Raw genomic sequence first — 24803 nt, 5'->3', positions numbered from 1 at the left:
CGGCGTCAGCGACAGTGGATGTCGGCCACGCAAAGTGCGGTCACGCCGATGAGCGCCAGCTCGATGGCGGCGCTCCCGTGGGCGGCATGACTAGACCACATGCGCAGAAATATGAACGAACTTGCGACTCATGTCAATGTGACATAAGCGCTCCCGAGGCGACTGCCGTCAACTCCCGGGATACGGCCATGGATTGGGCAGACAGTGGATTCCGTCATGGTCGAGGAACTTGGTCTGCTGTTGCATGACGGGGGCGAGTTCGCCGCTCTTCTGGCACGCCACATGGCCGTAGCCGAGCCGGTGGCCGACTTCATGGTTGATCAACATCTGCCGGTAGGGGTAGATCTTGTCCCCATATGTCTTGCTGCCCTGGGCCCACCTGTATGCGTTGATCATCACTCGTTCGGTGGACGCCGAGTCGCAGGAGACGTTGTCTTCGGTGGTGTCCAGCCCGGACTTCGAGCACCAGGCGGCGGTCGTACCGGGGCTGGCCAGCGTGATCACGAAGTCGGGCTTGCCGGAGGAGATCCGCTCGAAGGTACGGGCACCGCCGTGGGCCCAACTGCGGTCGTCGTTCAGGGTCTTCTGCACGGCCTCGGCGAACAGCCTGCCGTCCAGCCCCAGCCCCTGCTCGACGTCCACGCGGTAGGTGTACTTGCGCCCGGCGCCCGGCGCCTTGTCGAACCCGGGCACGGCGTCGAACTTCCCCGAGCCCTTCAGCGTGGCGCCGAGCGGGTACTTCCGGCCCATCGCCTGCTCGTACGTCAGTGCCACCGCGCTCGCCGAGGCGGAGGGCGCCGACTCCCCCGGAGTGCGTGCGTCACGAGCCTGGTCGGGGGCTGAGCGCGACTGTGCGGCGCCGTCGTCGCGCCGCCCCTCGGTCACCTGTCCGGCGACGACCACCGCGAGCACGGTGGTGACGGCGGCCGCCGCGACACCGGTGAAGGCCCGCCCCTTGCCGCCCGAGCGCTGCGCGGGCAGCCCGGCGGGAGGCTTCTCGTTGCCGTCCGCCTCGGGCGCCGCCTGCGGCGACTGCGTCTCGGTGCCGGCCGGCCGTGTGTCGCTGCGGCGCGGCCCACGCGCGCGGGGCGCGAAGACGTCGACGTCGTCCTCGAGGCCCGCGCCGCCGTCACCGGTCGCGCCGAAGGCGTCGAGGTACTCCTGCCGGGGCCCGCCTGCCGGGCCTGCCGGGCCCGCCTGCCCCACCTGCCCTGCCTGTCGCTGCCGCGGAAGCACGACACCGGGACCGCCGCCGGGACCGGACCGCCCCGCGAACTCCCCCCAGCCACCCCCGCGTTCCCGCTGCTCGGGATGGCCGCCACGCACGGGTGCACCCGCACGGAAGTGCGGCACCTCGTGAGCGGGAGTGCCGTCGGACGGCGTCGGCACACCACGTGCGGGCGTGCCGTCGGGCGGCCCGGGCACGCCTTGCGCGGGTGTGCCGTCCGGATGCCTGGGCACCTCGCCCGGGAGTGCGCCCTCCGCAAGCCGCGGGACCCCACGCGCGGGTGTACCCCGCCGTTCCGCCCGCTCCTGTTGCCCCTCTTGCCCTGCCCGCTCCACCCGCCCTGCTTGCTCTGCCCGCTCCACGCGCCTGGCGGCTACGTCCGCGGCCTCGCCCTTGGGGGCCGGTCCGCGGCGGCTGTGGCGTCCCACGCGGGCCTCAGCTCCCCGCGCCCGGGACGGTCACGCCGTCCACGCCGGACGCGCGCGTGGCGCCCGTACCGGCCTGCGCGGTGTCGGACAGCAGTTCCCGGAACGCTGCGGCCACCACCTCCGGGTACTCCATCATCGCCACGTGCCCGGCGTCCGGCAGGGACAACAGGCGGGAGTCACGAAAGGAGTGGGCGGCCTTGCGGGCCATGCGGAAGGCGACGAGTTGGTCGCGGCCTCCGTAGATGAGCAGGGTCGGCGCGAGCACGCGCTCGGCCTGGCGCCACAGCCCGTGCTGCCCGCCGAGCGTGTAGGCGTTGACGATCCCGCGCGCGGAGCGGGCCATCGCGTCCCAGAAGTACGGCAGCTGCAACCGCCGCTCCAGTTCCTCGACGGCGTACTGGAAGGCCTCCGACGACACGCGCGCGGGGTCGCCGTAGCACAGGCCCAGGACCCCGCGTACGCGCTGCTCGGCCGTCCACTCCTTGGTCAGCCGGGTGAACAGGGCGGCGACACCGGGCACGCCGAGCAGTGCGGTCGGCGCCGCCGTGCGCTGGATGCGCAGCTCGGGCAGGGCGGGCGAGACCAGCGTGAGCGTACGGACGAGGTCGGGGCGTACGGCGGCCACGCGCGTGGTGACCGCGCCGCCCAGCGAGTTGCCGAACAGGTGGACCGGGCCCCGGCCCGCCGCGTCGAGATGGCGGATCACCGCGCGCGCGTGCCCGGTGACGGAGTAGTCGCCGTCGTCCGGTGGCGGGGAGTCGCCGAAGCCCGGCAGGTCGAGCGCCTCGCTGTCGACGGCGCCGTCCAGCTGGGCCATCAGCTCCGACCAGTTCTGCGACGAACCGCCGAGCCCGTGGACGTACAGCGCGGGCGGCAGGCCCTCGCGCGCCGGGCGGCGGGAACGGATCGACAGGGTGACGCCGGGCAGGCCCACGGACCGCAGCCGCTCGCCTTCGCCGACCCGTACGGGCGCCACCTTCGGAAGCACGCTGGCGGCCGGCACGGACGGCGACTCGGTCGAGGACATGCGGCAATGTTACGAGGTGATCACGTCGAGGTTCATGTGTTCGCCGTCACAGCGTGAGGACGTCGTCACCGTGTGAGCCGGGCGTGTCCGGTGAAACGGGAGGCGAACGGGCGTCATGGCATGGCGTCCGGTTCGGCTCTCTCCTAGGCTCGTACACAGGGCACCCGAATGTGGCCCCTGCTGCCCTGCTGCTTCCGGGGACTTTCGTAGGAAGGGAGCCCACCATGCCCCATGACCCCACAGAGCCCTACACGACCGACTACCTGGAGAGCGAGACGGCCGCGGAACTCGATGTCGAGGCCCCCGAGGTGGACGCCGCCGAGCAGCACACCGACCTCGCGCCGCAGCGCGACGACCCCCTGACGGAAGTGGACCCGGACCGGGCCGCGAACGAGGCCGATCAGCTCGAACAGGCACATGTGGTCACGCTCGACGAGGACGACTACCGCTGACCCCGGCGGACCGCCCGGCCGGCTCCTGCGGCCGGGCAAGGGGCTGATCAGAGAGCGATCGCGGCTTTCGCCACCGTCCGGTACATGAAATTCTGCGCTCGCACCGCGCACACCACGGTTACCGAAAAGTACGATGGCCGCGCGGCCGACACCGCATGTGGACGACTTTGGGAGGCGGCGTGACAGCCATCGAGCAAACTGAGGCGGCACGCCCACGTGGCACCCGTCTGCCGCGCCGAGCCCGGCGGAACCAGTTGCTGGGCGCCGCCCAGGAGGTCTTCGTCGCGCAGGGCTACCACGCGGCGGCGATGGACGACATCGCCGAGCGGGCCGGTGTGAGCAAGCCGGTCCTGTACCAGCACTTCCCGGGCAAGCTCGACCTGTACCTCGCCCTGCTGGACCAGCACTGCGAGTCCCTGATCCAGTCCGTGCGCACCGCGCTCGCGTCCACGACGGACAACAAGCAGCGCGTGCGAGCCACCATGGACGCCTATTTCGCCTACGTCGAGGACGACGGCGGCGCCTTCCGGCTGGTCTTCGAGTCGGACCTGACGAACGAGCCCGCGGTGCGCGAGCGCGTCGACAAGGTCACGAACGACTGCGCCGAGGCGATCTGCGAGGTCATCGCGGAGGACACCGGTCTCTCACGCGCGGAGTCGATGCTGCTCGCCTCCGGGCTCGGCGGCCTCGCCCAGGTGGTGGCCCGTTCCTGGCTGCACAGCGACCGCAGTGTCCCGCGCGACCAGGCGGTGCAGCTGCTGGCCTCGCTGGCCTGGCGAGGCATCGCCGGATTCCCGCTGCACGGCACCGAACACCACTGACGGTCGTTTGTTCCCGGAGGCTGTTCGCTGTTGGCGTTCCTGCCAGCAGCGTGTACGTCCCCTCACCGGGCTAATGTGTGCTGCGTACGGCGCGGAAGATCGCGCACATCACTGACCGTCGGAGGGACATAGCCGTGGAGGTCAAGATCGGCGTGCAGTACGCGCCCCGCGAGATCGTTCTGGAGAGCGGTCAGAGCGTCGAGGAGGTCGAGCGCCTGGTGAGCGACGCGCTGGCCGGAAAGACGCAGCTGCTGAGCCTTCAGGACGAGAAGGGCCGCAAGGTCCTGGTGCCGACGGACCGCCTGGCGTACGTGGAGATCGGCGAGCCGACCGTGCGCAAGGTGGGATTCGGCACGCTGTAGGCCGACCTCGCAAGAAGGGCCCGGCGGCCGAGTGCCGCCGGGCCCTTCTGTGTGGATTGTGCACACGGACGGAGCACAAGTCCCGCACAGCGGAGGGTTGCAGTCCGCAGGTCACGGGTATGACGGGCTACGACCGTCAAGGGCAGACGTGCCGTGGGAGGGACCTCGAGATGATTCTTGAAGCGCTCGGATCCGCTGTGCTCGGTCTCGCACTCGCCTGGGCGGCGGTGCACCGCCTGTCCCACCGTCTGCCGGCCCGCCCGCTGGTGTTCTCGACGGGCATCGCCGGAGCCCTCTTCGGCGACTTCGTCACCCACACCGCACTCGGCCCCGGCGTCGCCTGGCTGAGCCTCGTGGGAGCCGCGGTCATCTCGGCGGCGTCCCTGTCCCTCCTGCTCCGCCCGGCAGGCAGGCTGCGCCGATCAGCCACGGCATAGAAGATCAGCCACGGCATAGAAGCAGAAAGCGCCCCGAGGGGCGCGGGGAACTGCGCGAGCAACCACGACGGACCCGCAGCCGCGCGACGACAGCACCCGCCCCCACGGGGCGTACCGTCTCTCAGGCCGCGAGGCCCAGCGCAGCCATCCGCTTCGTGTGCGCCTCGGTGATCCGCGAGAACATCCTCCCGACCTCCGCGAGATCGAACCCGTCGGCGACCCCGCCCACGAGCATCGTCGACAGCGCGTCCCGGTCGGCGACCACCCGCTGGGACTGCGACAGCGCCTCGCCCATCAGCCGTCGCGCCCACAGCGCCAGCCGGCCCCCCACGCGCGGCTCGGCGTCGATGGCGGCCCGCACCTTCTCCACCGCGAACCCGGCGTGCCCGGTGTCGTCGAGGACGGCGAGGACCAGCTCGCGGGTGTCGGAGTCGAGCCGGGCCGCGACCTCCCGGTAGAAGTCGCTCGCGATCGAGTCGCCGACGTACGCCTTGACCAGGCCCTCCAGCCAGTCCGAGGGCGCGGTCTGCCGGTGGAACCCGTCGAGTGCGGCGACGAACGGGTCCATGGCGGCCGTCGGCTCCTCGCCGATCTCGGTCAGCCGGTCCCGCAGGCGCTCGAAGTGGTGGAACTCCGCCGAGGCCATCTTCGCCAGCTCCGCCTTGTCCGAGAGGGTCGGCGCCAGCTTGGCGTCCTCCGCGAGCCGCTCGAACGCCGCCAGCTCCCCGTACGCGAGCGCACCGAGCAGGTCCACGACCGCGGCGCGGTACTGCGGGTCGGCGGAGGCCTGCGTCCAGTCCTTGGCAGCGATGCCCGTGGGTGCGACGGAGTCGTTGTCAGGCTTGTCAGAGCTAGTCATGAGGCGCACAATAGCCCGCTCGCGCCGCCCCGGAAGCGCCCAGTCGATCAGTGTGACCACGACTACGTGACCAAATCGGCCATCGCGTGTGCGCCAATCCGGGGTATGGTGGTAATGCGCCTGCCAGAGTGCGTCGACGGTGTTCGACGTCTCCCGACAGGGCGCACGCATGAGGATGCCCGGTCGGTGGCCCGATCGGCTCCGACCCGACAGCCCTCCCTGGCCGTGCGGCTCAGTACGTACGACGACCGGAGGGACACCCTCAGCGGTACGAGCGCTAGAGCGTCGGCAGAGGTCCCGTGTCTTACGGCTTGCCCGAGTGGTTCGCCCGTACGGCTAGCCGACGTCCCCGGCACGGTCAGACATGACCCCCGCGCTCGCCTCGCACCGCGCCACACAGAAGAGGCAGCACCCTGACTACGACGTTTCGAGAACTCGGAATCCTTCCCGAGACCGCCGAGGCCCTGGAGGCCGTCGGCATCATCACCCCCTTCCCCATCCAGGAGATGACGCTCCCGGTCGCCCTTTCCGGCACGGACGTCATCGGCCAGGCCAAGACCGGCACCGGCAAGACGCTGGGCTTCGGTCTCCCGCTCCTCGAGCGGGTCACCGTCCCCGCCGACGTCGAGGCCGGCCGCGCCGCTCCCGAGGCCCTCACGGACGCCCCGCAGGCGCTCGTCGTCGTCCCCACGCGCGAGCTGTGCACCCAGGTCACCAACGACCTGCTGACGGCCGGCAAGGTCCGTAACGTGCGCGTGACCGCGATCTACGGCGGCCGGGCCTACGAGCCGCAGGTCGAGGCACTCAAGAAGGGCGTCGACGTGGTCGTCGGCACCCCGGGCCGTCTGCTCGACCTCGCGGGCCAGAAGAAGCTGAACCTGAAGCACGTCAAGTGCCTGGTCCTCGACGAGGCCGACGAGATGCTCGACCTGGGCTTCCTGCCCGACGTCGAGAAGATCATCGACATGCTGCCGGTCAAGCGTCAGACCATGCTGTTCTCGGCCACCATGCCGGGTGCGGTCATCGGCCTCGCGCGCCGCTACATGTCCCGGCCCACGCACATCCGTGCCACCGCGCCGGACGACGAGGGCGCGACGGTCGCGAACATCAAGCAGTTCGTCTACCGCGCGCACAACATGGACAAGCCGGAGATGGTCGCCCGCATCCTGCAGGCCGAGGGCCGCGGACTGGCGATGATCTTCTGCCGTACGAAGCGCACGGCCGCCGACATCGCCGAGCAGCTCCAGCGCCGTGGGTTCGCCTCCGGCGCGGTCCACGGCGACCTGGGCCAGGGCGCCCGCGAGCAGGCCCTGCGGGCCTTCCGCAACGGCAAGGTCGACGTCCTGGTCTGCACCGACGTCGCCGCTCGCGGTATCGACGTCGAGGGCGTGACCCACGTCATCAACTACCAGTCCCCCGAGGACGAGAAGACGTACCTGCACCGGGTCGGCCGCACCGGCCGCGCGGGCGCCAAGGGTACGGCGATCACGTTCGTCGACTGGGACGACATCCCGCGCTGGCAGCTGATCAACAAGGCGCTGGAGCTGGACTTCAACGACCCGGTGGAGACGTACTCCAGCTCCCCGCACCTGTTCTCCGACCTCGGCATCCCCGAGGGCACGAAGGGCGTCCTGCCGCGCGCGGAGCGGACCCGCGCGGGTCTGGACGCCGAGGAGCTGGAGGACCTGGGCGAGACCGGCGGCCGCGGTGCACGCGGTCGCGGGGGCCGGGGCGGTCGCGCCGACTCCGGTGCCGCGCCGGCCGAGCGTGAGCGTCCGTCCCGTACGCCGCGCCGTCGCCGCCGCACGCGCGGTGGCACCGCGCTGGACGCCGCCGCTCCTGCCGCACCGGCCGCCACGACGGCTCCGGCCGCCGAGTCCGGCTCGGCGGAGGACTCCGCGTCGGCGCCGCGCACCCTGCGCCGCCGTCGCCGTACGCGCAGCGGGGCACCTGCGCAGCCGGTTCCGGCCGCCGAGACCGTGGTCGAGACGGTGGCCCCGGCCGCCGAGACCGTGGTCGAGGCCGTGGCCCCGGCCGAGGTTCCGGCCGCGCCGGACACCCTGGAGAAGCCGCGTCGGCGCCGCACCCGCAAGTCGGCCGAGCCGGCCGTCGTGACGGCTCAAACGGCGCCTGTCGCCGAGCCGGCGGCCGAGACGCCGGTGACGGTGGCGCAGACCGTGGCCGCGTCGGACCCGGTGACGGTGGAAGCACCGGAGGCGAAGCCTCGCCGCCGTACGCGCAAGACGGCCGCGTCCGCCGCCGAGTCGGCCGTCGCCACGGCCGAGAACGCCGGGAACGCCGGGAACGCCGGGAACGCAGACAACACGGCCGAGTCCGCCCCCGCGGCGAAGCCGCGCCGGACCCGGAAGACCGCCGCCGCTGCCGTCGAGACCGTCGGGGCCCCGGAGGCCGAGGCCGAGGTCAAGCCGCGCCGGACCCGCAAGACGGCCGCCGCCGCCGAAACCGCCGCCGACACGGCGGAGGCCACGGAGGCCAAGCCCCGCCGTACGCGCAAGACAGCTGCCGCCGCCGAAACCGCCGTAGAGACGGCGGAAGGCGCGGAGGCCAAGCCCCGCCGTACGCGCAAGACAGCTGCCGCCGCCGAAACCGCCGTAGAGACGGCGGAAGGCGCGGAGGCCAAGCCCCGTCGGACCCGCAAGACCGCGGCAACCGCCGAGGCCCCGGAGACCGAGGCCGAGGCCAAGCCCCGCCGGACCCGCAAGACGGCCGCCACCGCCGAAACCGCCGCCGACACGGCGGAGGCCACGGAGGCCAAGCCCCGCCGCACGCGCAAGACGGCCGCCGCGGCACCGGAGACGACCGAGGCCCCCGAGGCCGAGGCCAAGCCCCGCCGGACCCGCAAGACAGCTGCCACCGCCGAAACCGCCGCCGACACGGCGGAAGGCACGGAGGCCAAGCCCCGCCGGGCCCGCAAGACGGCCGCCACCGCGCCCGACGGCACGGACGAGGCCGCCCCCGCGACCAAGCCGCGCCGCACGCGCAAGACGGCCGCCGCCGTCGAGGTGGACGGCGCTGCCGAGGTGGCCGCGCCCAAGGTGCGGCGGACGCGCAAGGCCGCGGCCGTTGCTCCGGAGATTCCGGCGCAGGCCGCCGAGGAGCCGGAGGCCAAGCCGCGGCGTCGGACCCGCAAGGCCGCCGCGGTCGTCGAGGCCGTCGAGGCCGTCGAAGGCTGATCCGGCAGCACCCGTCACCGACGGCCCGGCCCACACCCGTGGGCCGGGCCGTCGCGCGTTGGGCACGCGAGAGCGCCTGCTGCGCCGAGGAGACTGAGAAGACCGTCGGCCGCCGCCCGATCCTTCTGTCCCTGGCCCCGCCCGATAGCCTCTTCCCATGAGCAGGCCCGCCACCTTCGTCCCGCCCCCCGGCGCCCGCGCGTACGCGCTGCCCACCGCGCGTGGGGAGTTCGCCGTCGTCGACGCTCCCGTGGCCGACGGGGTCGAGCCCAAGGGCGTGGCGCTGTTGCTTCCGGGGTTCACCGGGAGCAAGGAGGACTTCAATCCGCTGCATGTGCCGCTCGCGCTGCGCGGGTACCGGACCGTGGCCGTGGACGGGCGTGGCCAGTTCGAGTCGGACGGGCCCGAGGCCGACGAATCCGCCTATGCGCAGGAGGAGTTGGCGCGCGACGTGCTCGCCCAGGCGGAGGCGGTCGGGGCGGGAGCGCCGGTGCACCTGCTGGGGCACTCGCTCGGCGGGCTGATCTCGCGCGCGGCCGTGCTGCTCGACCACATGCCCTTTCGCTCGCTCACCCTGATGGCCTCAGGCCCGGCGCACATCTCGGAATCCCAGCAGCAGCGCGTCAAGCTGCTGCGGGACGCGCTCGCGGTGATGGACATGGCGGCGGTCTGGGAGGCGATCCAGGCCATGGAGACGCCCGAGGAGACCGAGACGGCCGCGCTCGACGGCGGGCTGGACGACCGGGACGACCTGCGGCGCCGCTGGCTGGGCACCCAACCGGCCCAACTCGTCGCCACAGGGCACCAGTTGTGCACGGAGCCGGACCGGATCGCCGAACTGGCCGCCGTACCACTGCCGTTCCATGTCCTGTCGGGCGACAGGGACGACACCTGGCCGCTGCCCCTGCTGGACGACATGGCGGTACGGCTGCGGGCGCGGCGCACGGTCATCGCGCGCGCCGAGCACTCACCCAACACCGACCGGCCGCGCGCCACCGCCCACGCGCTCGCCGACTTCTGGGACGACGCCTCCGCCCACCCGGCGCCGGTGCACCGCTAGGCGGTCCAGGTGGCGTGGACGGCGGAGACGCTGAAGCCGGGGCCGTAGGCGACGATCAGGGCCTTCTCACCGGCCGTCGGGGGCTTGTCGTGGGTGCGCTCGAGAACGCGGAGAACCGATACGCCACCGAGGTTGCCCTCTTCCCACAGGGTGTCGAGGGAGTGCTGGGCGTCGTCGTCGGCGAGGCCGAGCGCGGCTGCGGTGTCCTGGATGATCGGCCGCGAGCCGGGGTGTATGACGGGGACGGTCACGGCGCGGCCGTCGAGCCACCCGAGGACCGCGGGCATGACGGTCTTGGCCCCGCCCATGGCGGCCTTGGTGGAGTCGAAGTGGAAGCCGTGGGAGTCGATGCGGCCGGCGTAGTAGCGCAGGGAGCCCGGGAGGGCGTACTCGAAGAGGCCGTCGGGGCCTTCGATGGTGAGGCCGGGGCCGAGGGGGTCGCTGCTGACGATCGTGGCGGCCGCACTGTCGCCGAACAGCGCCTTGTAGATCATGTGCTCGATGGCGGTGTCCGTGTGGTTGTACACCGAGGAGGGGACTTCGGCGGCGACGACGAGGACGCGGGAGCCGGGGTGGAGCAGGGCCTGCTCGATCGCACGGACGAGGGCGGTGGCGCCTCCCACGCAGGCCCCGGTGGTGAGGGCGATACGGCGGACGGTGGGGCGCAGGCCGAGCCGGTCCACGAGGTGGACGTCGAGGTTCGGTACCGACCAGCCGGTGGAGTGGGCGGTGATCAGGCCGGTGATGTCGCCCGGTTCGAGGCCGTGGCCCCGGAGTGCGGAGCGGGCCGCGCTCTCGGCCAGGACCAGGGCGTCGGCGAAGGCTTTGGGCGCGCGTTCCTCGATGGGGGCGGTGCCGTTGATGGTGGGCGAGTTCAGCGGCTGGGTGAAGTACCGGGTCTGGACACCGCAGTTGCCCAGCACGCGGAGGATCGCTCCAAGGCGCGGATGGTCGGGATGGTGGGTGCGGATGTCGTCGGCTATCTCGCCCGTGGTGACCTTGTGCGCGGCGAGGGTGGTGCTCGGACGGGCGATGTGGACGGGCATGGGTCCCCCCTAGGACACGTAACCTGATGGAGGTCAAGGTACGGCAAAGTTGGCTGATTCGATTCCCTGCCGTCCCGGACATGCTCTCTCATCGTCCGTCACTCTCGGGCAAAGAGGAGGGCCCTGGGCCCGACCAGTCGGCCTGAAGCATGGGGGGACGCTGACTCGGTCGCCGTGGACCTGGCCGAAAAATGAGGATCGTGAACCGTGACCCGGGGGCCGCCATCGGCTGCGCGACACACATCCTCGCCCAGCCCGAGCCGTCGGCCGCGTGCCGGATCGGCCGCTCGTCGCCGTCGGGGTGGATCCAGGCGCCACCCAGCTCGTACAGCGATCGGGCGAGGGGGTCGTCGAGGAGGTCCTGCTCGATCTGCCGGAGGACCTTGTCGTCGGGGCGCTGCGCGAGCGCGGCCTGGAGCTGGGGCATGACGAGCGGCGCCCAGGCGCTCGCCCAGTCGGTGAGCTGCTCGCGGCCGTCGATCAGCATCCAGCGCATGGTGTTCTCGGGGGCCTGTCCGGACTCGAAGATCCGATGGAACGGCTCGTTGCAGGTGACCAGGTTCCAGGAGGCGTCGGTGACGTAGGCCGGGTGGGTCACGCCGGCGACGGCGTCCTCCCAGACGGAGGGGACGGCGTGGCCGCTGGTGTCGTAGAGCGGGCTGGGCGGGTCCTCACCGCGCGCGTAGCGACACAGTGAGATCCACTCCTGCTCGTTGAGGGCGAACAGGCGGGCTATGTCGCGCAACAGGTCGGCGGGCGCGTTGGGATAGGTACCGGACTCCAGGCGGTGGTAGGTGCCGTAGGCCCGGTTCAGCAGCTGGTCGACCTGGAGCTGGGACAGCCCGGGGGCGCGCCGTCCGGGCCCGGTCGGCCGGGTGAGGCCGTGGGTTTCGGGGGCTATGAGCGCGCGTCGGTCCTTGAGCAGGGCTTTCAGGGCTCGTTTGTTCACTGGTGCGGATCCCCCAGCGTTGTTGACGGTCGGTCAGTCTATTTAATGGCGTCGGCTTTAATCCGAAAGATCTCCCGTAGAAAGCGTGCAGGTGTGTCCTGCATGCTCGGTGGTGCGTGGCGTCGGCCTGCCAGTGTGCTCTCCGGTGACCACGTGGACACACCCCTTCGCGGGCGTCGGCCGGGAATCCTCGAAATACCGACCGGTATCTGCGAACGGGGCCACCGGGACAAAGCCAGGTCACGTACCGGTCCCCTCACCGCTTCCCGCAAGGGAAGCACAGTGCGGGATCCGGGACACCGCCGGTACTGCGCTGGCGCAGCTCCGGCGACCGGGCTGCGGCCGGTGCCCTCCCGCCCCACACCAGGGGCCTCGGCACCGGCCGCCGACGCGTTTCCGGCGGCGAACGCCGTGCCCGACGCAGGAGTTGGCATCCGGGTACCCGGCTAGTACTGCGCCTGCAGGTGCTCCCAGAAACCGTCCCTGAGGGAGCGGCGCAGGTCCGCCTGGCCGCGCAGGGAGTACTGGAGCAGGCCCTCGGCCTCGACCAGCAGGTCCTGGTCGACGGAGCCGGGCAGGTAGGGGTGGCCGGGGAGCAGCTCGACGAGAGCCTCGCGCCCCCGGGAGGCGAGCCATTTCGCCGCGATCTGGGCGCCGACGAAGCGGACGTCGTCACGGCTGGGCCGGGCCCCGGCGCCGGCCTCGTAGGCGACGGCCGTGCGGCGCGAGACGTAGGGCTTGAAGAACTCCAGATCCAGGGTGCGCTGACTGTCGACCTCCCAGAGCAGGGGCTCGGCCTGGTTGCGGCCCTCCGGCGCCTCGATGCCCCACAGGTGGACCCGGGCGCCGTAGCCCTGGGCCGCCTCGACCGCCGAGACCAGGTCCTCGTCGCCACCGAGAAGCACCGCGTCGCTGATGGCCCGGTGCCGGGCCAGTGACTCCAGATCCGTGCGGATCAGCGAATCGACGCCCTTCTGCTGGTTGTTGGCGTTGAGGTTGCCGAGGCGGACCTTGACATCGGGCAGCTCGGCGATGGACTGCTGCTCGGCGGTGTGGATGCGGCGGCGGGCGCCGTCGTACCAGTAGACGCGCAGCAGGCGGCTGTCCGCGAAGATCTGGCGTGCCTTGTCGATCAGTGCCTCGATCAGCCCCTCGGCGTCGAGGTCGAAGGCCCGGCGGTCCTCGGTCCCGGCGACCAGCCGGCCCGCCGCCGCGTACAGATAGCCCGCATCGACGAAGATCGCGTGGGTGGAGGGCGTCTTCGCCACCTCGGCGAGCATGCGCAGCAGCAGCTCGTTCGTGCGGTCGATGCGGGCACCCAGGGCCACGAGGTCGTCGTTCATCGGTTCCATTGTCCCGGTGCTCACGCTGCGGACACAACCGGTCCCGGTCGGTTCGCCGGGGGCCGCGGCGACGGCGCCTACCGCCCGGTAGTTAGTTGTTCGAAAAATTTCTTTAGCGTAGGGAATGTTTGTAACACGAAGCTCGTTGGATACCTACGACAGCACGTCGCACCAGTAGTTCTCCGCAGGAGGATGACCAGACGAAGGGAGAAGCCCGTGCGCTTCGAAATCAGGCGACTCGACGAGGTCGACGGCACCACCGTGGACTGCACCGTCGTGGACGCCGCCTCCGTCAACCGGATCGTTCAGCAGGCCGCCGCCGTCGGGCAGCGCCTGTGGATCCGCCCGGCCGAGGCCCCTGCCTCGTAACGGGAGCCCCCACTCAGGCCTTCCGGGGGAGCCGAGCCGAGTCGCTCAGCTCCCCCGGATCACTTGAGTGATCCCGTTGATGATCTGCTGCACGGCGATCGCGGAGAGCATCATGCCCGCGAGGCGCGTCACGAGGACGACGCCGCCGTCCTTGATGACCCGGATGATCAGCAGCGAGTAACGCATCACCAGCCACAGCACGACGTGGATCGCGAGGATCGCGGACCACACCGAGACCTGCGTGGCCACACTGCCGGCCTTCTGCACGGCCAGGATCACGGACACGATCGCACCGGGCCCGGCGAGCAGCGGCATGCCCAGCGGTACGAGCGCGACGTTCACGTCCTTGGTCTGCTTGGGCTCGTCCGTCTTGCCGGTGAGCAGGTCGAGCGCGATCAGCAGGAGCAGCAGACCGCCCGCGATCATCAGCGCGGGGATGGAGACGTGCAGGTAGTTCAGGATCTGATGGCCCAGGACGCCGAAGACGGCGATGACCCCGAACGCCACGCAGACGGCCTGGAAGGCCATCCGCTTCTGCACCTTGGCCGGCCGGCCGGCGGTCAGGGCGAGGAAGATCGGGGTGATCCCGGGGGGATCCATGATGACAAAAAGGGTCAGAAACAAAGAGCCGAAGACGGCGAAGTCGAACATGCTGAAGCAGGCCTTGCGGAAAGTAGTGATACGGGCGTGAGTCGGTGAGGCCGGCCGGCCTCAGGCTCCACCGGCTCCCGGCACCGGGAACGCGCCAGTGGCTCGCCGGGTGATCTCCCCGTACACCTCGGGGTCGGTCGTGTACGTGCCCAGCGACACGGTCTTGCGGCTGCCGTGGTAGTCCGAGGAGCCCGTGACCAGCAGGTCCAGCTCCTTCGCAAGGCCCCGCAGCCGCTCGCGCGCATCGGCGTCGTGGTCCACGTGATCGACCTCGATGCCGTCCAGGCCGGCCGCCGCCAGCTCGGCGATGCGTGTCTGCGAAACCGTCCGGCCACGCTTGGCGGCGGCCGGGTGCGCGAACACGCAGACCCCGCCCGCGCCCTTGACCAGCCGGATCGCCTCGAAGGGGTCGGTCTCGTGCTTCTCCACGAAGGCCCGCCCGCCGTCGGCCAGCCACTCCTCGGTGAACGCGTCGCTCACCGTCGGAACGACGCCCAGCTCGACCAGCGCGCTCGCGACGTGCGGGCGCCCCACCGAGCCACCGGCGGCGATCCGCTCGACCTGCTCCCAGGTGACCGGCACACCGAGCGCGTTGAGCTTGGCGACCATGGCCCGGGCCCGCGGCACCCGGTCGTCCCGCACCAGCTCTCGCTCGGCGAGCAGCGCGGGTTCCTCGGGGTCGAAGAGGTAGGCCAGCATGTGCATGGACACACCGTCGACACGGCAGGACAGCTCGGCCCCGGTGACCAGCGTCAGCCCCTCGGGCAGCGCGGCGATCGCCTCGCCGTACCCGCGCGTGGTGTCGTGATCGGTCAGCGCGACGACGTCCAGCCCGGCGGCGGCAGCGTTGCGCACCAGCTCGGCCGGGGTGTCCGTACCGTCGGAGGCCGTGGAGTGGCAGTGCAGATCAATACGCACAAGGGCTCCAGACACCGACGATTCAAAGGGGGACACTCGATAGTACCGGTATTTCCAACCCCCTGAGGGGCGCGGAGAACGGTGCGAGCAACCACGACGCGACCCGCATCCGCCCCCGCATCAGCACCCGGCACCGCATCGGCACCCGGCACGGCAGTGGGCGCTACGGCCGGAGCAAGCGCGGCGACAGCGCTCCGCAGGGCACCAGGTCCAGCTCCGCCCCCGCCTCGCGCAGATCCGTCAGCACCAGTTCGTCGTACATCAGCAGTCCGGACTGCTCGGGCCACATCACCGCCCACAGCCACATGCCGAGCGCCTCGCCGGCGAAGACCGCGCGGTCCTCGGGGGTGCGGAAGACGTGCCAGAGGGGGGTCGGGCGGCCGGCGGCCAGCACCTTGACCTCGGGCGGCTTCTCGATGTTCATGTACGACCCCGGGTCCGGGCCGTCGATGCCCGCGTACCGCGCGCCGAGGCCGACGCCGAGTTCCTCGGCGACCAGGATCAGCTCCCCCATCCCGCCGAGCGGGCCGGGTCCGGAACAGGCGACCGCGGTCGCACGGCCGCCGCTGCGGTCGTCGCCCGCGTAGGCCACACCGGTGAAGAGCCAGCCGACCGGCAGCGGCCAGGGCATCCACACCGGGACCTGGGTGCGCTGCACGACGACGGCGAGGGCTTCGACGCTGGGCGGGATCACGGGCTGCAGCGGATACACCGTGCCGTGCACATCGCACTGCCACGAATCGGCGAAGAGACCGGGAGCCCTGACCCGGCCACCACACCTCGGGCAACTGGGTTCGCCCCTCATAGGGCTCCACGGTCCTACCCCTGCCCGCCCACGTCAAGGACGATCACCCGTCCGGACCGAACCCCACCAAGCAGAACTAGGTGCATCTTGCATTAATTAGCTGCTCTAACTTACTATGTGCATACGTCAACTAATTCTGCTCGAGAGCGGAGGACGCATGGACGACCCATTCGACGCGGGAGCCGGTGGCCTGCTGCGACAGCCCAAGGCGGTCTGGGCCACGGCCGGCGCCTCCGTCGTCGCCTTCATGGGCATCGGCCTGGTCGACCCGATCCTGCCCTCCATCGCACAGGGCCTGCACGCCACGACCAGCCAGGTGTCCCTGCTCTTCACCTCGTACTTCCTGATCACCGCGGTCGCGATGCTGCTCACCGGCTTCGTCTCCAGCCGCATCGGGGGCCGCCGGACCCTGCTGCTCGGCCTCGCCTTCGTCGTGGTCTTCGCGGGCCTGGCCGGCACCTCCGGCTCGGTCGCGCAGCTCGTCGGCTTCCGGGCGGGCTGGGGTCTGGGCAACGCCCTGTTCGTCTCCACCGCCCTCGCGGTGATCGTGGGCGCGGCGGCCGGCGGCAGCGCGGCGGCGATCCTGCTCTACGAGTCCGCGCTCGGCCTCGGCATGGCCTGCGGTCCGCTGCTCGGCGCGGTACTCGGCAACCTCAGCTGGCGCTACCCCTTCTTCGGCACGGCCACACTGATGGCGATCGGCTTCCTGTGCATCACGGCGTTCCTGAAGGAGCAGCCGAAGCCGGCCCGCAGGACCTCGGTCCTGGACCCGATCAGGGCACTCGGCCACGGCGGCCTCGCCTCGGCCGCGGTCTCCGCCTTCTTCTACAACTACACGTTCTTCACCGTGCTGGCCTTCACGCCGTTCGTGCTGGACATGACGCCGTACCGCTCGGGCGCGGTGTTCTTCGCCTGGGGCGTGCTGCTCGCCGTCTTCTCGGTGATCGTGGCCCCGCGCATGCAGGCGCGCTTCGGCTCGCTGAAGGTGCTCGGCGGCTCCCTGGTGCTGCTCGCCGCGGACGTCCTGGTCCTCGGCTACGGCAACCACACCACGGCCGTCGTCTGCACGGTCCTGTCCGGCGCCTTCATCGGCGTGAACAACACCGTCTACACCGAGCTGGCCCTCGGCGTCTCCGACGCGCCGCGCCCCGTGGCGAGCGCGGGCTACAACTTCGTGCGCTGGTTCGCCGCCGCGGCCGCCCCCTACTTCGCGCCGAAGATCGAGGAGTGGACCGACATCCACATCCCGTTCGTGGTCGCGGCGCTCACCGCCCTGGCGGGTGCCGCCGTGGTCGCCGTCCGGCGCGAGGCGCTGACCCACGACGCCGAGGAGCTGGAGGTGGCGCACGCCACGGAGGACGGCGTCAACGCCCTCGCCAACTGACCGGATCCCGCCCCGCGTTGGTGAGATCAGTCACGTCGGCTCAGTCGAGCGGGACGGATCTGCGGGCGGGATCCCTCAGGTCCGTCCCGCTCGCCAGCCAGCGTTCCTGGAGGGCCTGGGCGCCGTGCACCCGCTTCCAGGCCGCCTCGTTCGGGGTCATCGGAAGCAGCGGCAGGAACCGTACGGGATCCATCGGGTCGTCCAGCTCCAGATCCTCGACCAGGCCGCCGGGCTCGCCCACCAGGACCGAGGTGAAGGGAGCGCCGGGCCACAGCGGGTCGCCGGTGTCCAAGGAGGCGCCGGGAGCCACGACCAGACCCTCCACCTGCGGGGACGCGGCCAGGACGGCCAGCGGCCGCAGCACCTTGTCGGTGTCGGCGAGGCCCGCGCGGACGGAGAGGACCAGCTCGGCACGGGGACCCTTGACCGGCTCGGCGAGCATCGCCGTGGGCTCGGTCATGGGGTGCTGGGACATGCCGAGGGTGGCGTAGCGCAGGAGATCCCCCTCCTGGAAACGGAGCACCTCGATGCGGTCCGTACCGAGGAAGGTGACGGCGGCGCGGGCATCCGGTTCACCCAGCGCAGTGCTCAACCGTGCCTCGACAAGAGGAAGAACATCAACCATCCCGTGAGCATAGAACCCGTCAGCAGCGGGCAAAGCGTCGCCTTGACACCGAGGGCGGCTGCTACTCTGAGCCGGTGGTTCGGGGCAGCACGCACAAGCGTCGCTCCAAGTCCCGACGCCGATTGGGACTCCCTTACGAGGGACCGGCCGGAGGAGGTGGGGCTGTCATGGATCGAAGTCGACCTGGTAGTACCACTCGCTCTTCCGACCGCTGATCTGGTCGCTGGCTGAATCTCTGGCTGTCCGCCGCCTCCCGTGCGCGCTGCCGTCCGGATGATCCGGAAGAGCACTTCGTTTCGCTTTGCCTGATCCGCCTGATCACCGTCAGTTCTGCATCAGCAGCGAAGTCCCCACCGCAACGGTGCGGTGCTCCCCGCTTTGTGGACGTGCCAAACATCCGCAGTCAGGACCGTCCTCATTCCGGGTAGTTCCACCCGTCGCCGTGTGCTCTCGCTGCCTGCCTGCGAAGGAGCCTGCCCATGTCGATGATCCGCGACCTGCGCGCCGTGGTCCGCCCGTCCCGTCCCTCGCTGCGCAAGGACACCGCCGCCTCGTACGACACCACCCGTGACCCCGCCACCCCCTCGGCCGTCGTGGACTGCGCCGTCTACCGCGACGGCGCCCGGGTCGAGAGCGGCAAGCCGCTGAGCCCGCACGAGGCGATGCGGCAGGTACGGCGCGACGGCGGCTTCGTCTGGATCGGGCTGCACGAGCCGACCGAGGCCGAATTCGCCGGTATCGCGGGCGAGTTCGGGCTGCACCCGCTGGCCGTCGAGGACGCGGTGCAGGCCCACCAGCGGCCGAAGCTGGAGCGGTACGACGACTCGCTGTTCACGGTCTTCAAGACCATCCACTACGTCGAGCACGACCGGCTCACCGCCAACAGTGAGGTCGTGGAGACCGGCGAGGTCATGTGCTTCACCGGCCGGGACTTCTTCATCACCGTCCGGCACGGCGGCCAGGGCTCGCTGCGGGCGCTGCGCCACCGCCTCCAGGACGACCCGGAGCTGCTGGCCAAGGGCCCCTCGGCCGTGCTGCACTCCATCGCCGACCACGTCGTGGACGGTTACATCGCGGTCGCCGACGCCGTGCAGGACGACATCGACGAGGTGGAGACCGAGGTCTTCTCGCCGGGCCGGGGCGGAGTCGCGCGCGGTGTGGACTCGGCCCGGATCTACCAGCTCAAGCGCGAGGTGCTGGAGTTCAAGCGGGCAGTGGCCCCGCTGCTGCGGCCCATGCAGCTGCTGAGCGAGCGGCCGATGCGGCTGATCGATCCGGACATCCAGAAGTACTTCCGGGACGTCGCCGACCACCTCGCCCGGGTCCAGGAGCAGGTCGTGAGCTTCGACGAGCTGCTCAACTCCATCCTCCAGGCCAACCTGGCGCAGGCGTCCGTCGCGCAGAACGAGGACATGCGCAAGATCACCGCCTGGGCCGCGATCATCGCCGTACCGACGATGGTGACCGGTGTGTACGGCATGAACTTCGACCACATGCCGGAGCTGCACTGGAAGTACGGCTACCCGCTGGTCCTGAGCGTCACCGTCGCCGCCTGTGTGGGCATCCACCGTGTGCTCAAGCGCAACGGCTGGCTGTGAACCGGGCCGGACGGGACGGCCGGCCGTGCGGGCGGCTGGATAGGCTGGGCGCATGACAAGCGAGCTGCCCGGCCAGGCCCTTTTCGACCGGGCCCTCATCGAGGAGAGCGTGAAGAAGTCCGGCCTCGTCTGGGTCAGGGGCGCCGGCGCTCCGGCCGCGCGCGCACTGTGGCACGTGTGGCACGAGGGCGCGGTGTGCCTGGTCGGCGACGGGCCCGGGGAGCAGCCGCTGCCGGCGCTGGTCGACGGCGGCCTCGCCGAGGTGACCGTGCGCAGCAAGGACAAGGGCGGCCGGCTGGTGACGTTCCCGGCGACCGTGACCGAACTGGCCGCGGGCTCGGCCGATTGGGAGACGGCCGTCGCCGAGCTGAAGGGCAAGCGCCTGAACGCCCCGGACGGCGAGGAGATGCCGGGCCGCTGGGCCCGCGAGTGCCGGGTGCTGCGCCTGACTCCGGACGGGTCCGTGGCGCCGTTGCCGTCGGGCAGCCTGGCCGAGGTGCCGGTGCCCACGCCGGCGACCACGCGGCAGCCGATTCCGGCGGGGCTGCCCAAGCTTCTTGCCAGGCGGCGGAAGAAGGAGCGCCACGGGGGCTGAGCCGGGTTCGGCACCGCCCACGCCCCGGTCGGCACCGCCCCCGCCCCGGTCGTCGCCGAGCGCCGCCCCGGCGCCGGGAACGAGCTACGACGCCGGCAGCTGCCTGCCGTAGTCCACCGTGTCGTCCTTCGCCGGCTCGGTCACGGTGAAGTCCTTGCCCCAGTCCGAGAAACGGAGCGTGCCCGCATCGCCGGCGCGGGACAGGAGGAGCGGGTACGGCGTGCCCTGCAACGAGACGTCGAGGGTGCCGCCGGAGCCCTTGTCGCCGGTGATGCGGATGGTGGGGGTGCCCGACTGGTCGTGGTGGCCGTCGGTCGCCAGGGAGCCGTGCAGCGTCAGCAGCCCGTCGAGCAGGACCGACTTGTCGGTGAAGCCGCTGAACTTCTTGTACGCGGGATCCTGCTGCGGCACCTTGACGTACTTGCCGTTCAGCTTGCCTGCCGTGCCGTCGCCGCCGCCACCGTCGCCCGCGTGGCTCCAGAAGTCCGAGTCGGCCTTCAGATAGAGCTGCTGACCGATCCGCAGGAGCTGGAAGGTCGCTCCCTGCGAGGTCACCGATCCGGTGCCGCCGTCGGCCTTCAGCCGCATGTCCAGCTGGTACGTACGGCCGCTGGTGACCACGGTCCCGGCCAGCCGTAGCGCCGAAGCCGTGTCCGCCGCCGCCCGCGTCCTCTCCTGGATCGCGTCGGCGGACAGCTTGCCCACCCCGTTGGTCCCCGCGTCCGGATCGTCGCCACCGCATCCCGCCAGCACCGCCACCCCTGTCACGGCCAGTGCGCACATCGCGGTCATCCGCGTGGTCCGGCGGATTCGGCCCCGGGGAGTCGCAGTCACAGGTGAGGCTGCCTTTCTGACAAGTCCTGAGCGGCGTACGGCAGCGTACCGGTGCCCCGGCCGCCCGGCGGAGCCAGTCCGTCCGGACTCTCCGCCAGCGCGTGTCCGGCCGGTACGGGCTAGCCTGAAGCGCATCCGAAAGGGCAAATCAGAGTAATTCCCCAGCACCGGACAACTCCCGCGCACACAGCAATCCACCGGCAAAGGAAGCAAGGAAGACTGAAGCCATGGCAGCCGGCGCCCCACGGATCTTCGTCTCACACCTCGCCGGGGTCCCCGTCTTCGATCCCAACGGCGACCAGGTGGGCCGCGTCCGCGACCTGGTCGTCATGTTGCGCGTCGGCCGACGGCCCCCGCGGGTGCTCGGGCTGGTCGTCGAGCTGTCCACCCGGCGCCGGATCTTCCTGCCCATGACCCGGGTGACCGGCATCGAGACCGGACAGGTCATCACCACCGGCGTCATGAACGTCCGCCGCTTCGAGCAGCGGCCCACCGAGCGGCTGGTCTTCGGGGAGCTGCTGGACCGGCGCGTGACGCTCGTGGAGACCGGCGAGGAGGCGACCGTCCTCGACGTGTCCGTGCAGCAGCTGCCCGCCCGCCGGGACTGGGAGGTCGACCGCGTCTTCATCCGCAAGGGGAAGAAGAGCGGTGCCTTCCGGCGGGCCAGGGGCGAGACGCTGACCGCCGAGTGGTCGGACGTCACCGGCTTCTCCCTCGAGGAACACGGGCAGGGCGCCGAGAGCCTGCTCGCCACCTTCGAGCAGCTGCGCCCGGCCGACCTCGCCAACGTGCTGCACCACCTCTCCGCCAAACGGCGGGCCGAGGTCGCCGCCGCGCTCGACGACGACCGCCTCGCCGACGTACTGGAAGAACTCCCGGAGGACGACCAGATCGAGATCCTCGGCAAGCTCAAGGAGGAGCGTGCGGCGGACGTCCTGGAGGCCATGGACCCCGACGACGCGGCCGACCTGCTCTCCGAGCTGCCGGAGGAGGACAAGGAACGGCTGCTGAGCCTGATGCAGCCGGCCGACGCGGCCGACATGCGCCGTCTGATGTCGTACGAGGAGCACACGGCAGGAGGTCTGATGACCACCGAGCCGATCGTGCTGCGCCCGGACGCCACGGTCGCCGACGCGCTCGCCCGGGTCCGCAACCCCGACCTCTCCCCCGCGCTCGCCGCCCAGGTCTACGTCTGCCGCCCGCCCGACGAGACCCCGACCGGCAGGTACCTGGGCACCGTCCACTTCCAGCGGCTGCTGCGCGACCCGCCGTACACGCTGGTCAGCTCGCTCGTGGACGACGACCTGCAGACTCTGGCCCCGGACGCCGCCCTGCCCGTCATCGCCGGGTTCTTCGCCACGTACGACATGGTGGCCGCGCCGGTGGTGGACGAGGCCGGGTCGCTGCTGGGGGCGGTGACCGTGGACGACGTACTGGACCACATGCTGCCCGAGGACTGGCGGGAGACCGAGTTCCACCTGGACGAGGGAGAGGGGGCGGCCGCGCATGGCTCCTGAGCGCGAGAGCGGCACCCGCGAGCGCACCCCGACGGGTGCCACGGCGGCCACCCGGCCCCGTACGCCCCGTCTGGACCAGCCGCGCCCGCCCAGGCGCCGGATCCTGCCCGAATGGGACCCGGAGGCCTTCGGGCGGCTGTCGGAGAAGATCGCGCGGTTCCTGGGCACGGGACGCTTCATCGTCTGGATGACGGTCGTCATCATCCTCTGGGTGCTGTGGAACGTCACCGTGCCCGCCGTGCTGCGCTTCGACCAGTACCCGTTCATCTTCCTGACCCTGGCCCTGTCCCTGCAGGCCTCCTACGCGGCCCCGCTGATCCTGCTCGCGCAGAACCGGCAGGACGACCGCGACCGGGTCAACCTGGAGCAGGACCGCAAGCAGAACGAGCGGTCGATCGCCGACACCGAGTACCTGACCCGGGAGATCGCCGCGCTGCGCACGGGCCTCGGCGAGGTGGCGACCCGCGACTGGATGCGCTCGGAGTTGCAGGACCTGATGAGGGACCTGGAGGAACGGTGGCGCTCCGACGGACACGACGGTCATGTCGTATTCCCGGCGGAACGGTCAGAACGGTCCACGGGACGTGACACAGACGACCGCTGAAGGGCATCCCGAAGGCCCCTCGGCGCGCCGTACCATCGTCCTTATGGCTACGGAAGACGCGGTGCGCGAGGCACTGGCGACGGTGAACGACCCCGAGATCAACCGCCCCATCACCGAACTGGGGATGGTCAAGTCGGTGGAGATCGGCGCGGACGGAGCGGTCGCGGTCACCGTGTACCTGACGGTGTCCGGCTGCCCCATGCGCGACACCATCACCCAGCGCGTCACCGACGCGGTCTCCCGCATCGAGGGCGTCACCCGGGTCGACGTCACGCTGGACGTGATGAGCGACGAGCAGCGCAAGGAGCTGGCCACCGCCCTGCGCGGCGGCCAGGCCGAGCGCGAGGTCCCCTTCGCCAAGCCGGGCAGCCTGACCCGGGTCTACGCGGTCGCCTCCGGCAAGGGCGGCGTCGGCAAGTCCTCCGTGACGGTCAACCTGGCGGCGGCCATGGCGGCCGACGGACTCAAGGTGGGCGTCGTCGACGCCGACATCTACGGCCACAGCGTGCCGCGCATGCTGGGCGCGGACGGTCGCCCGACCCAGGTCGAGAACATGATCATGCCGCCGTCGGCGAACGGCGTGAAGGTCATCTCCATCGGCATGTTCACCCCTGGCAACGCCCCGGTCGTCTGGCGCGGCCCGATGCTGCACCGGGCGCTCCAGCAGTTCCTGGCGGACGTCTACTGGGGCGACCTCGACGTCCTCCTGCTGGACCTGCCGCCCGGCACCGGCGACATCGCGATCTCCGTGGCCCAGCTGGTCCCGAACGCCGAGATCCTCGTCGTGACCACGCCTCAGCAGGCGGCGGCCGAGGTCGCCGAGCGCGCCGGCTCCATCGCGGTGCAGACCCACCAGAAGATCGTCGGCGTGGTCGAGAACATGTCCGGCCTGCCCTGCCCGCACTGCGGCGAGATGGTCGACGTCTTCGGCACGGGCGGCGGCCAGCTGGTCGCCGACGGCCTGACCCGCACCACCGGTGCGACGGTCCCGGTCCTCGGCAGCATCCCGATCGACGTCCGTCTGCGCGAGGGCGGCGACGAGGGCAAGCCGGTCGTCCTGACCGACCCGGACTCCCCCGCGGGCAGCGCCCTGCGGGCGATCGCCGGGAAGCTGGGGGGACGGCAGCGGGGCCTGTCGGGGCTGTCGCTGGGGATCACGCCCAAGAACAAGTTCTGACACGGGCCGTCCCGCAGCGGGACGGCCGGGACGAAGGGGCGCCGTCTTCCAGGACGGCGCCCCTTCGTTCGTATGCCGCTCTCTCGCCTTTCTCTGCGATCACGGTCGATGGTCGTCTTCGCGTCCGTTGCCGGGGCACAGGTCGAGCGTGGTGCACAACTGGAGCACCTCGTACGTCGCTGCGCCGCGCTCCGCACCCGGTGGCCCGCCCTCGCCGTGCGGCAGGAAGCGCCACTGCGAGGCCTTGGTGTGCCGGGTGCCGGCCGTCTTCTCCACATGAGCGTGAAGCGTGCGGGCTCTGGAGTCGTTCGTCTCCACCAGGACCTCGTCCGCGGCGATCGGGAAGTGGTCGTGCAGAAGGCACAGGCCGAAACGGTTCAGGTTCCCGTGCTTGGCCAGCACCGCCACCAGATCCCGGACGAACTCCGCGTCCTGGGGCCCGAGCCCCTGGGCTTCCTCGAATCGGGGAAGAGGGTTCCTCGGCACGGACATTGATGTGTCGGTCATGACCCCTCCGTCA

At 71.2% G+C, this 24803-nt stretch carries 26 protein-coding genes; 13 read left to right on the top strand and 13 right to left on the bottom strand.

The genetic code is table 11. The annotated features are described in order from the left end of the window. Positions 1 to 5 precede the first annotated feature (5 nt). The 3 genes from GQF42_RS47320 to GQF42_RS28410 form a co-directional block, all read right to left on the bottom strand. Positions 6 to 101, bottom strand: a complete 96-nt coding sequence (locus GQF42_RS47320; RefSeq protein ID WP_325100358.1) for an Ms4533A family Cys-rich leader peptide — start codon at positions 99 to 101, stop codon at positions 6 to 8. 67 nt (positions 102 to 168) lie between these two features. Continuing rightward, positions 169 to 1656: a DUF3152 domain-containing protein gene (locus tag GQF42_RS28415; protein WP_158924494.1), complete on the bottom strand. Its 1488-nt coding sequence runs from the start codon at positions 1654 to 1656 to the stop codon at positions 169 to 171. Between the two features lie 7 nt (positions 1657 to 1663). Then, positions 1664 to 2683 (bottom strand): alpha/beta fold hydrolase, encoded by a 1020-nt coding sequence (locus GQF42_RS28410; protein WP_233273494.1) that lies wholly within the window; start codon positions 2681 to 2683, stop codon positions 1664 to 1666. 224 nt (positions 2684 to 2907) lie between these two features. On the opposite strand from GQF42_RS28410, the gene GQF42_RS28405 reads away from it, so the two are divergent. The 4 genes from GQF42_RS28405 to GQF42_RS28390 all read left to right on the top strand — a co-directional run bounded on the left by GQF42_RS28405 (position 2908) and on the right by GQF42_RS28390 (position 4755). Further along, on the top strand, positions 2908 to 3135 hold the full coding sequence (locus tag GQF42_RS28405) for a hypothetical protein (protein ID WP_158924492.1): 228 nt from the start codon (positions 2908 to 2910) through the stop codon (positions 3133 to 3135). A 179-nt stretch (positions 3136 to 3314) separates the two neighbouring features. Further along, positions 3315 to 3956 carry a TetR/AcrR family transcriptional regulator gene (locus tag GQF42_RS28400; RefSeq protein ID WP_158924490.1) on the top strand — a complete coding sequence of 214 codons (642 nt, stop codon included), beginning with the start codon at positions 3315 to 3317 and terminating at the stop codon, positions 3954 to 3956. Between the two features lie 134 nt (positions 3957 to 4090). After that, the gene (locus GQF42_RS28395) at positions 4091 to 4318 is read left to right on the top strand and encodes a DUF3107 domain-containing protein (protein ID WP_031163497.1); all 228 of its coding nucleotides are present in this window, start codon (positions 4091 to 4093) and stop codon (positions 4316 to 4318) included. 170 nt (positions 4319 to 4488) lie between these two features. Then, a complete protein-coding gene (locus GQF42_RS28390) occupies positions 4489 to 4755 on the top strand; it encodes a hypothetical protein (RefSeq protein ID WP_158924488.1) in 267 nt (88 codons plus the stop codon). Positions 4756 to 4876: 121 nt separating this feature from the next. Here the strand turns inward: GQF42_RS28390 and GQF42_RS28385 are convergent, their stop codons facing one another. Further along, on the bottom strand, positions 4877 to 5614 hold the full coding sequence (locus GQF42_RS28385) for a ferritin-like fold-containing protein (RefSeq protein WP_199272830.1): 738 nt from the start codon (positions 5612 to 5614) through the stop codon (positions 4877 to 4879). Positions 5615 to 6120: 506 nt separating this feature from the next. Between GQF42_RS28385 and GQF42_RS28380 the strand changes: the two genes are divergently transcribed. After that, positions 6121 to 8808 (top strand): DEAD/DEAH box helicase, encoded by a 2688-nt coding sequence (locus GQF42_RS28380; RefSeq protein ID WP_158924486.1) that lies wholly within the window; start codon positions 6121 to 6123, stop codon positions 8806 to 8808. Between the two features lie 157 nt (positions 8809 to 8965). Further along, positions 8966 to 9868 (top strand): alpha/beta fold hydrolase, encoded by a 903-nt coding sequence (locus tag GQF42_RS28375; RefSeq protein WP_158924484.1) that lies wholly within the window; start codon positions 8966 to 8968, stop codon positions 9866 to 9868. Here the strand turns inward: GQF42_RS28375 and GQF42_RS28370 are convergent. The 3 genes from GQF42_RS28370 to GQF42_RS28360 form a co-directional block, all read right to left on the bottom strand. Continuing rightward, the gene (locus GQF42_RS28370) at positions 9865 to 10914 is read right to left on the bottom strand and encodes a beta-ketoacyl-[acyl-carrier-protein] synthase family protein (protein WP_158924482.1); all 1050 of its coding nucleotides are present in this window, start codon (positions 10912 to 10914) and stop codon (positions 9865 to 9867) included. The two genes, GQF42_RS28375 and GQF42_RS28370, sit on opposite strands and share 4 nt — an antisense overlap. An 88-nt stretch (positions 10915 to 11002) precedes the next feature. Further along, positions 11003 to 11863, bottom strand: coding sequence for an MmyB family transcriptional regulator (locus tag GQF42_RS28365; protein WP_158924480.1), 861 nt, complete (start codon positions 11861 to 11863; stop codon positions 11003 to 11005). 446 nt (positions 11864 to 12309) lie between these two features. Then, positions 12310 to 13215, bottom strand: coding sequence for an NYN domain-containing protein (locus GQF42_RS28360; RefSeq protein WP_158930694.1), 906 nt, complete (start codon positions 13213 to 13215; stop codon positions 12310 to 12312). Positions 13216 to 13422: 207 nt separating this feature from the next. Here GQF42_RS28360 and GQF42_RS45045 point away from each other — a divergent pair, with 207 nt between their 5' ends. After that, entirely contained in the window at positions 13423 to 13575 is a 153-nt protein-coding gene (locus GQF42_RS45045) for a hypothetical protein (protein ID WP_199272829.1), read from the top strand. 45 nt (positions 13576 to 13620) lie between these two features. On the opposite strand, the gene GQF42_RS28355 is transcribed toward GQF42_RS45045, so the two are convergent. From GQF42_RS28355 to GQF42_RS28345, 3 genes are all read right to left on the bottom strand, one after another. Continuing rightward, entirely contained in the window at positions 13621 to 14226 is a 606-nt protein-coding gene (locus GQF42_RS28355) for a MarC family protein (protein ID WP_158924478.1), read from the bottom strand. 60 nt (positions 14227 to 14286) lie between these two features. Next, positions 14287 to 15144 carry a PHP domain-containing protein gene (locus GQF42_RS28350; protein ID WP_158924476.1) on the bottom strand — a complete coding sequence of 286 codons (858 nt, stop codon included), beginning with the start codon at positions 15142 to 15144 and terminating at the stop codon, positions 14287 to 14289. A 163-nt stretch (positions 15145 to 15307) separates the two neighbouring features. Next, complete coding sequence (locus tag GQF42_RS28345; protein WP_158924474.1) at positions 15308 to 15949, bottom strand: DUF6758 family protein; 642 nt, start codon at positions 15947 to 15949, stop codon at positions 15308 to 15310. Between the two features lie 157 nt (positions 15950 to 16106). On the opposite strand from GQF42_RS28345, the gene GQF42_RS28340 reads away from it, so the two are divergent. Beyond that, positions 16107 to 17333, top strand: coding sequence for an MFS transporter (locus tag GQF42_RS28340; protein ID WP_158924472.1), 1227 nt, complete (start codon positions 16107 to 16109; stop codon positions 17331 to 17333). Positions 17334 to 17373: 40 nt separating this feature from the next. On the opposite strand, the gene GQF42_RS28335 is transcribed toward GQF42_RS28340, so the two are convergent. Next, positions 17374 to 17958 (bottom strand): suppressor of fused domain protein, encoded by a 585-nt coding sequence (locus tag GQF42_RS28335; RefSeq protein ID WP_158924471.1) that lies wholly within the window; start codon positions 17956 to 17958, stop codon positions 17374 to 17376. Between the two features lie 479 nt (positions 17959 to 18437). Here GQF42_RS28335 and GQF42_RS28330 point away from each other — a divergent pair, with 479 nt between their 5' ends. Both GQF42_RS28330 and GQF42_RS28325 read left to right on the top strand, forming a co-directional pair. Beyond that, positions 18438 to 19556 carry a magnesium and cobalt transport protein CorA gene (locus tag GQF42_RS28330; protein WP_158924469.1) on the top strand — a complete coding sequence of 373 codons (1119 nt, stop codon included), beginning with the start codon at positions 18438 to 18440 and terminating at the stop codon, positions 19554 to 19556. A gap of 52 nt (positions 19557 to 19608) precedes the next feature. Then, positions 19609 to 20151 (top strand): hypothetical protein, encoded by a 543-nt coding sequence (locus tag GQF42_RS28325; RefSeq protein WP_158924467.1) that lies wholly within the window; start codon positions 19609 to 19611, stop codon positions 20149 to 20151. 84 nt (positions 20152 to 20235) lie between these two features. Here the strand turns inward: GQF42_RS28325 and GQF42_RS28320 are convergent, their stop codons facing one another. After that, positions 20236 to 20943: a hypothetical protein gene (locus GQF42_RS28320; RefSeq protein ID WP_158924465.1), complete on the bottom strand. Its 708-nt coding sequence runs from the start codon at positions 20941 to 20943 to the stop codon at positions 20236 to 20238. A gap of 269 nt (positions 20944 to 21212) precedes the next feature. Between GQF42_RS28320 and GQF42_RS28315 the strand changes: the two genes are divergently transcribed. From GQF42_RS28315 to GQF42_RS28305, 3 genes are read left to right on the top strand one after another with little or no spacing between them, the layout of a single operon-like run. Then, positions 21213 to 22502 carry a magnesium transporter MgtE N-terminal domain-containing protein gene (locus tag GQF42_RS28315; protein WP_158924463.1) on the top strand — a complete coding sequence of 430 codons (1290 nt, stop codon included), beginning with the start codon at positions 21213 to 21215 and terminating at the stop codon, positions 22500 to 22502. Further along, a complete protein-coding gene (locus tag GQF42_RS28310) occupies positions 22492 to 23106 on the top strand; it encodes a DUF1003 domain-containing protein (protein WP_158924461.1) in 615 nt (204 codons plus the stop codon). The genes GQF42_RS28315 and GQF42_RS28310 overlap by 11 nt, the downstream gene beginning before the upstream one ends. A gap of 43 nt (positions 23107 to 23149) precedes the next feature. Continuing rightward, the gene (locus GQF42_RS28305) at positions 23150 to 24283 is read left to right on the top strand and encodes an Mrp/NBP35 family ATP-binding protein (RefSeq protein WP_158924459.1); all 1134 of its coding nucleotides are present in this window, start codon (positions 23150 to 23152) and stop codon (positions 24281 to 24283) included. A gap of 99 nt (positions 24284 to 24382) precedes the next feature. On the opposite strand, the gene GQF42_RS28300 is transcribed toward GQF42_RS28305, so the two are convergent. Continuing rightward, a complete protein-coding gene (locus tag GQF42_RS28300) occupies positions 24383 to 24790 on the bottom strand; it encodes a hypothetical protein (RefSeq protein ID WP_158924457.1) in 408 nt (135 codons plus the stop codon). Between the last annotated feature and the right edge of the window lie 13 nt (positions 24791 to 24803).

Source organism: Streptomyces broussonetiae, assembly GCF_009796285.1.
GTDB classification, from domain to species: domain Bacteria; phylum Actinomycetota; class Actinomycetes; order Streptomycetales; family Streptomycetaceae; genus Streptomyces; species Streptomyces broussonetiae.
Note: the sequence above shows the minus strand (reverse complement) of the source record. Positions and strands in the feature narration are given on the sequence as shown.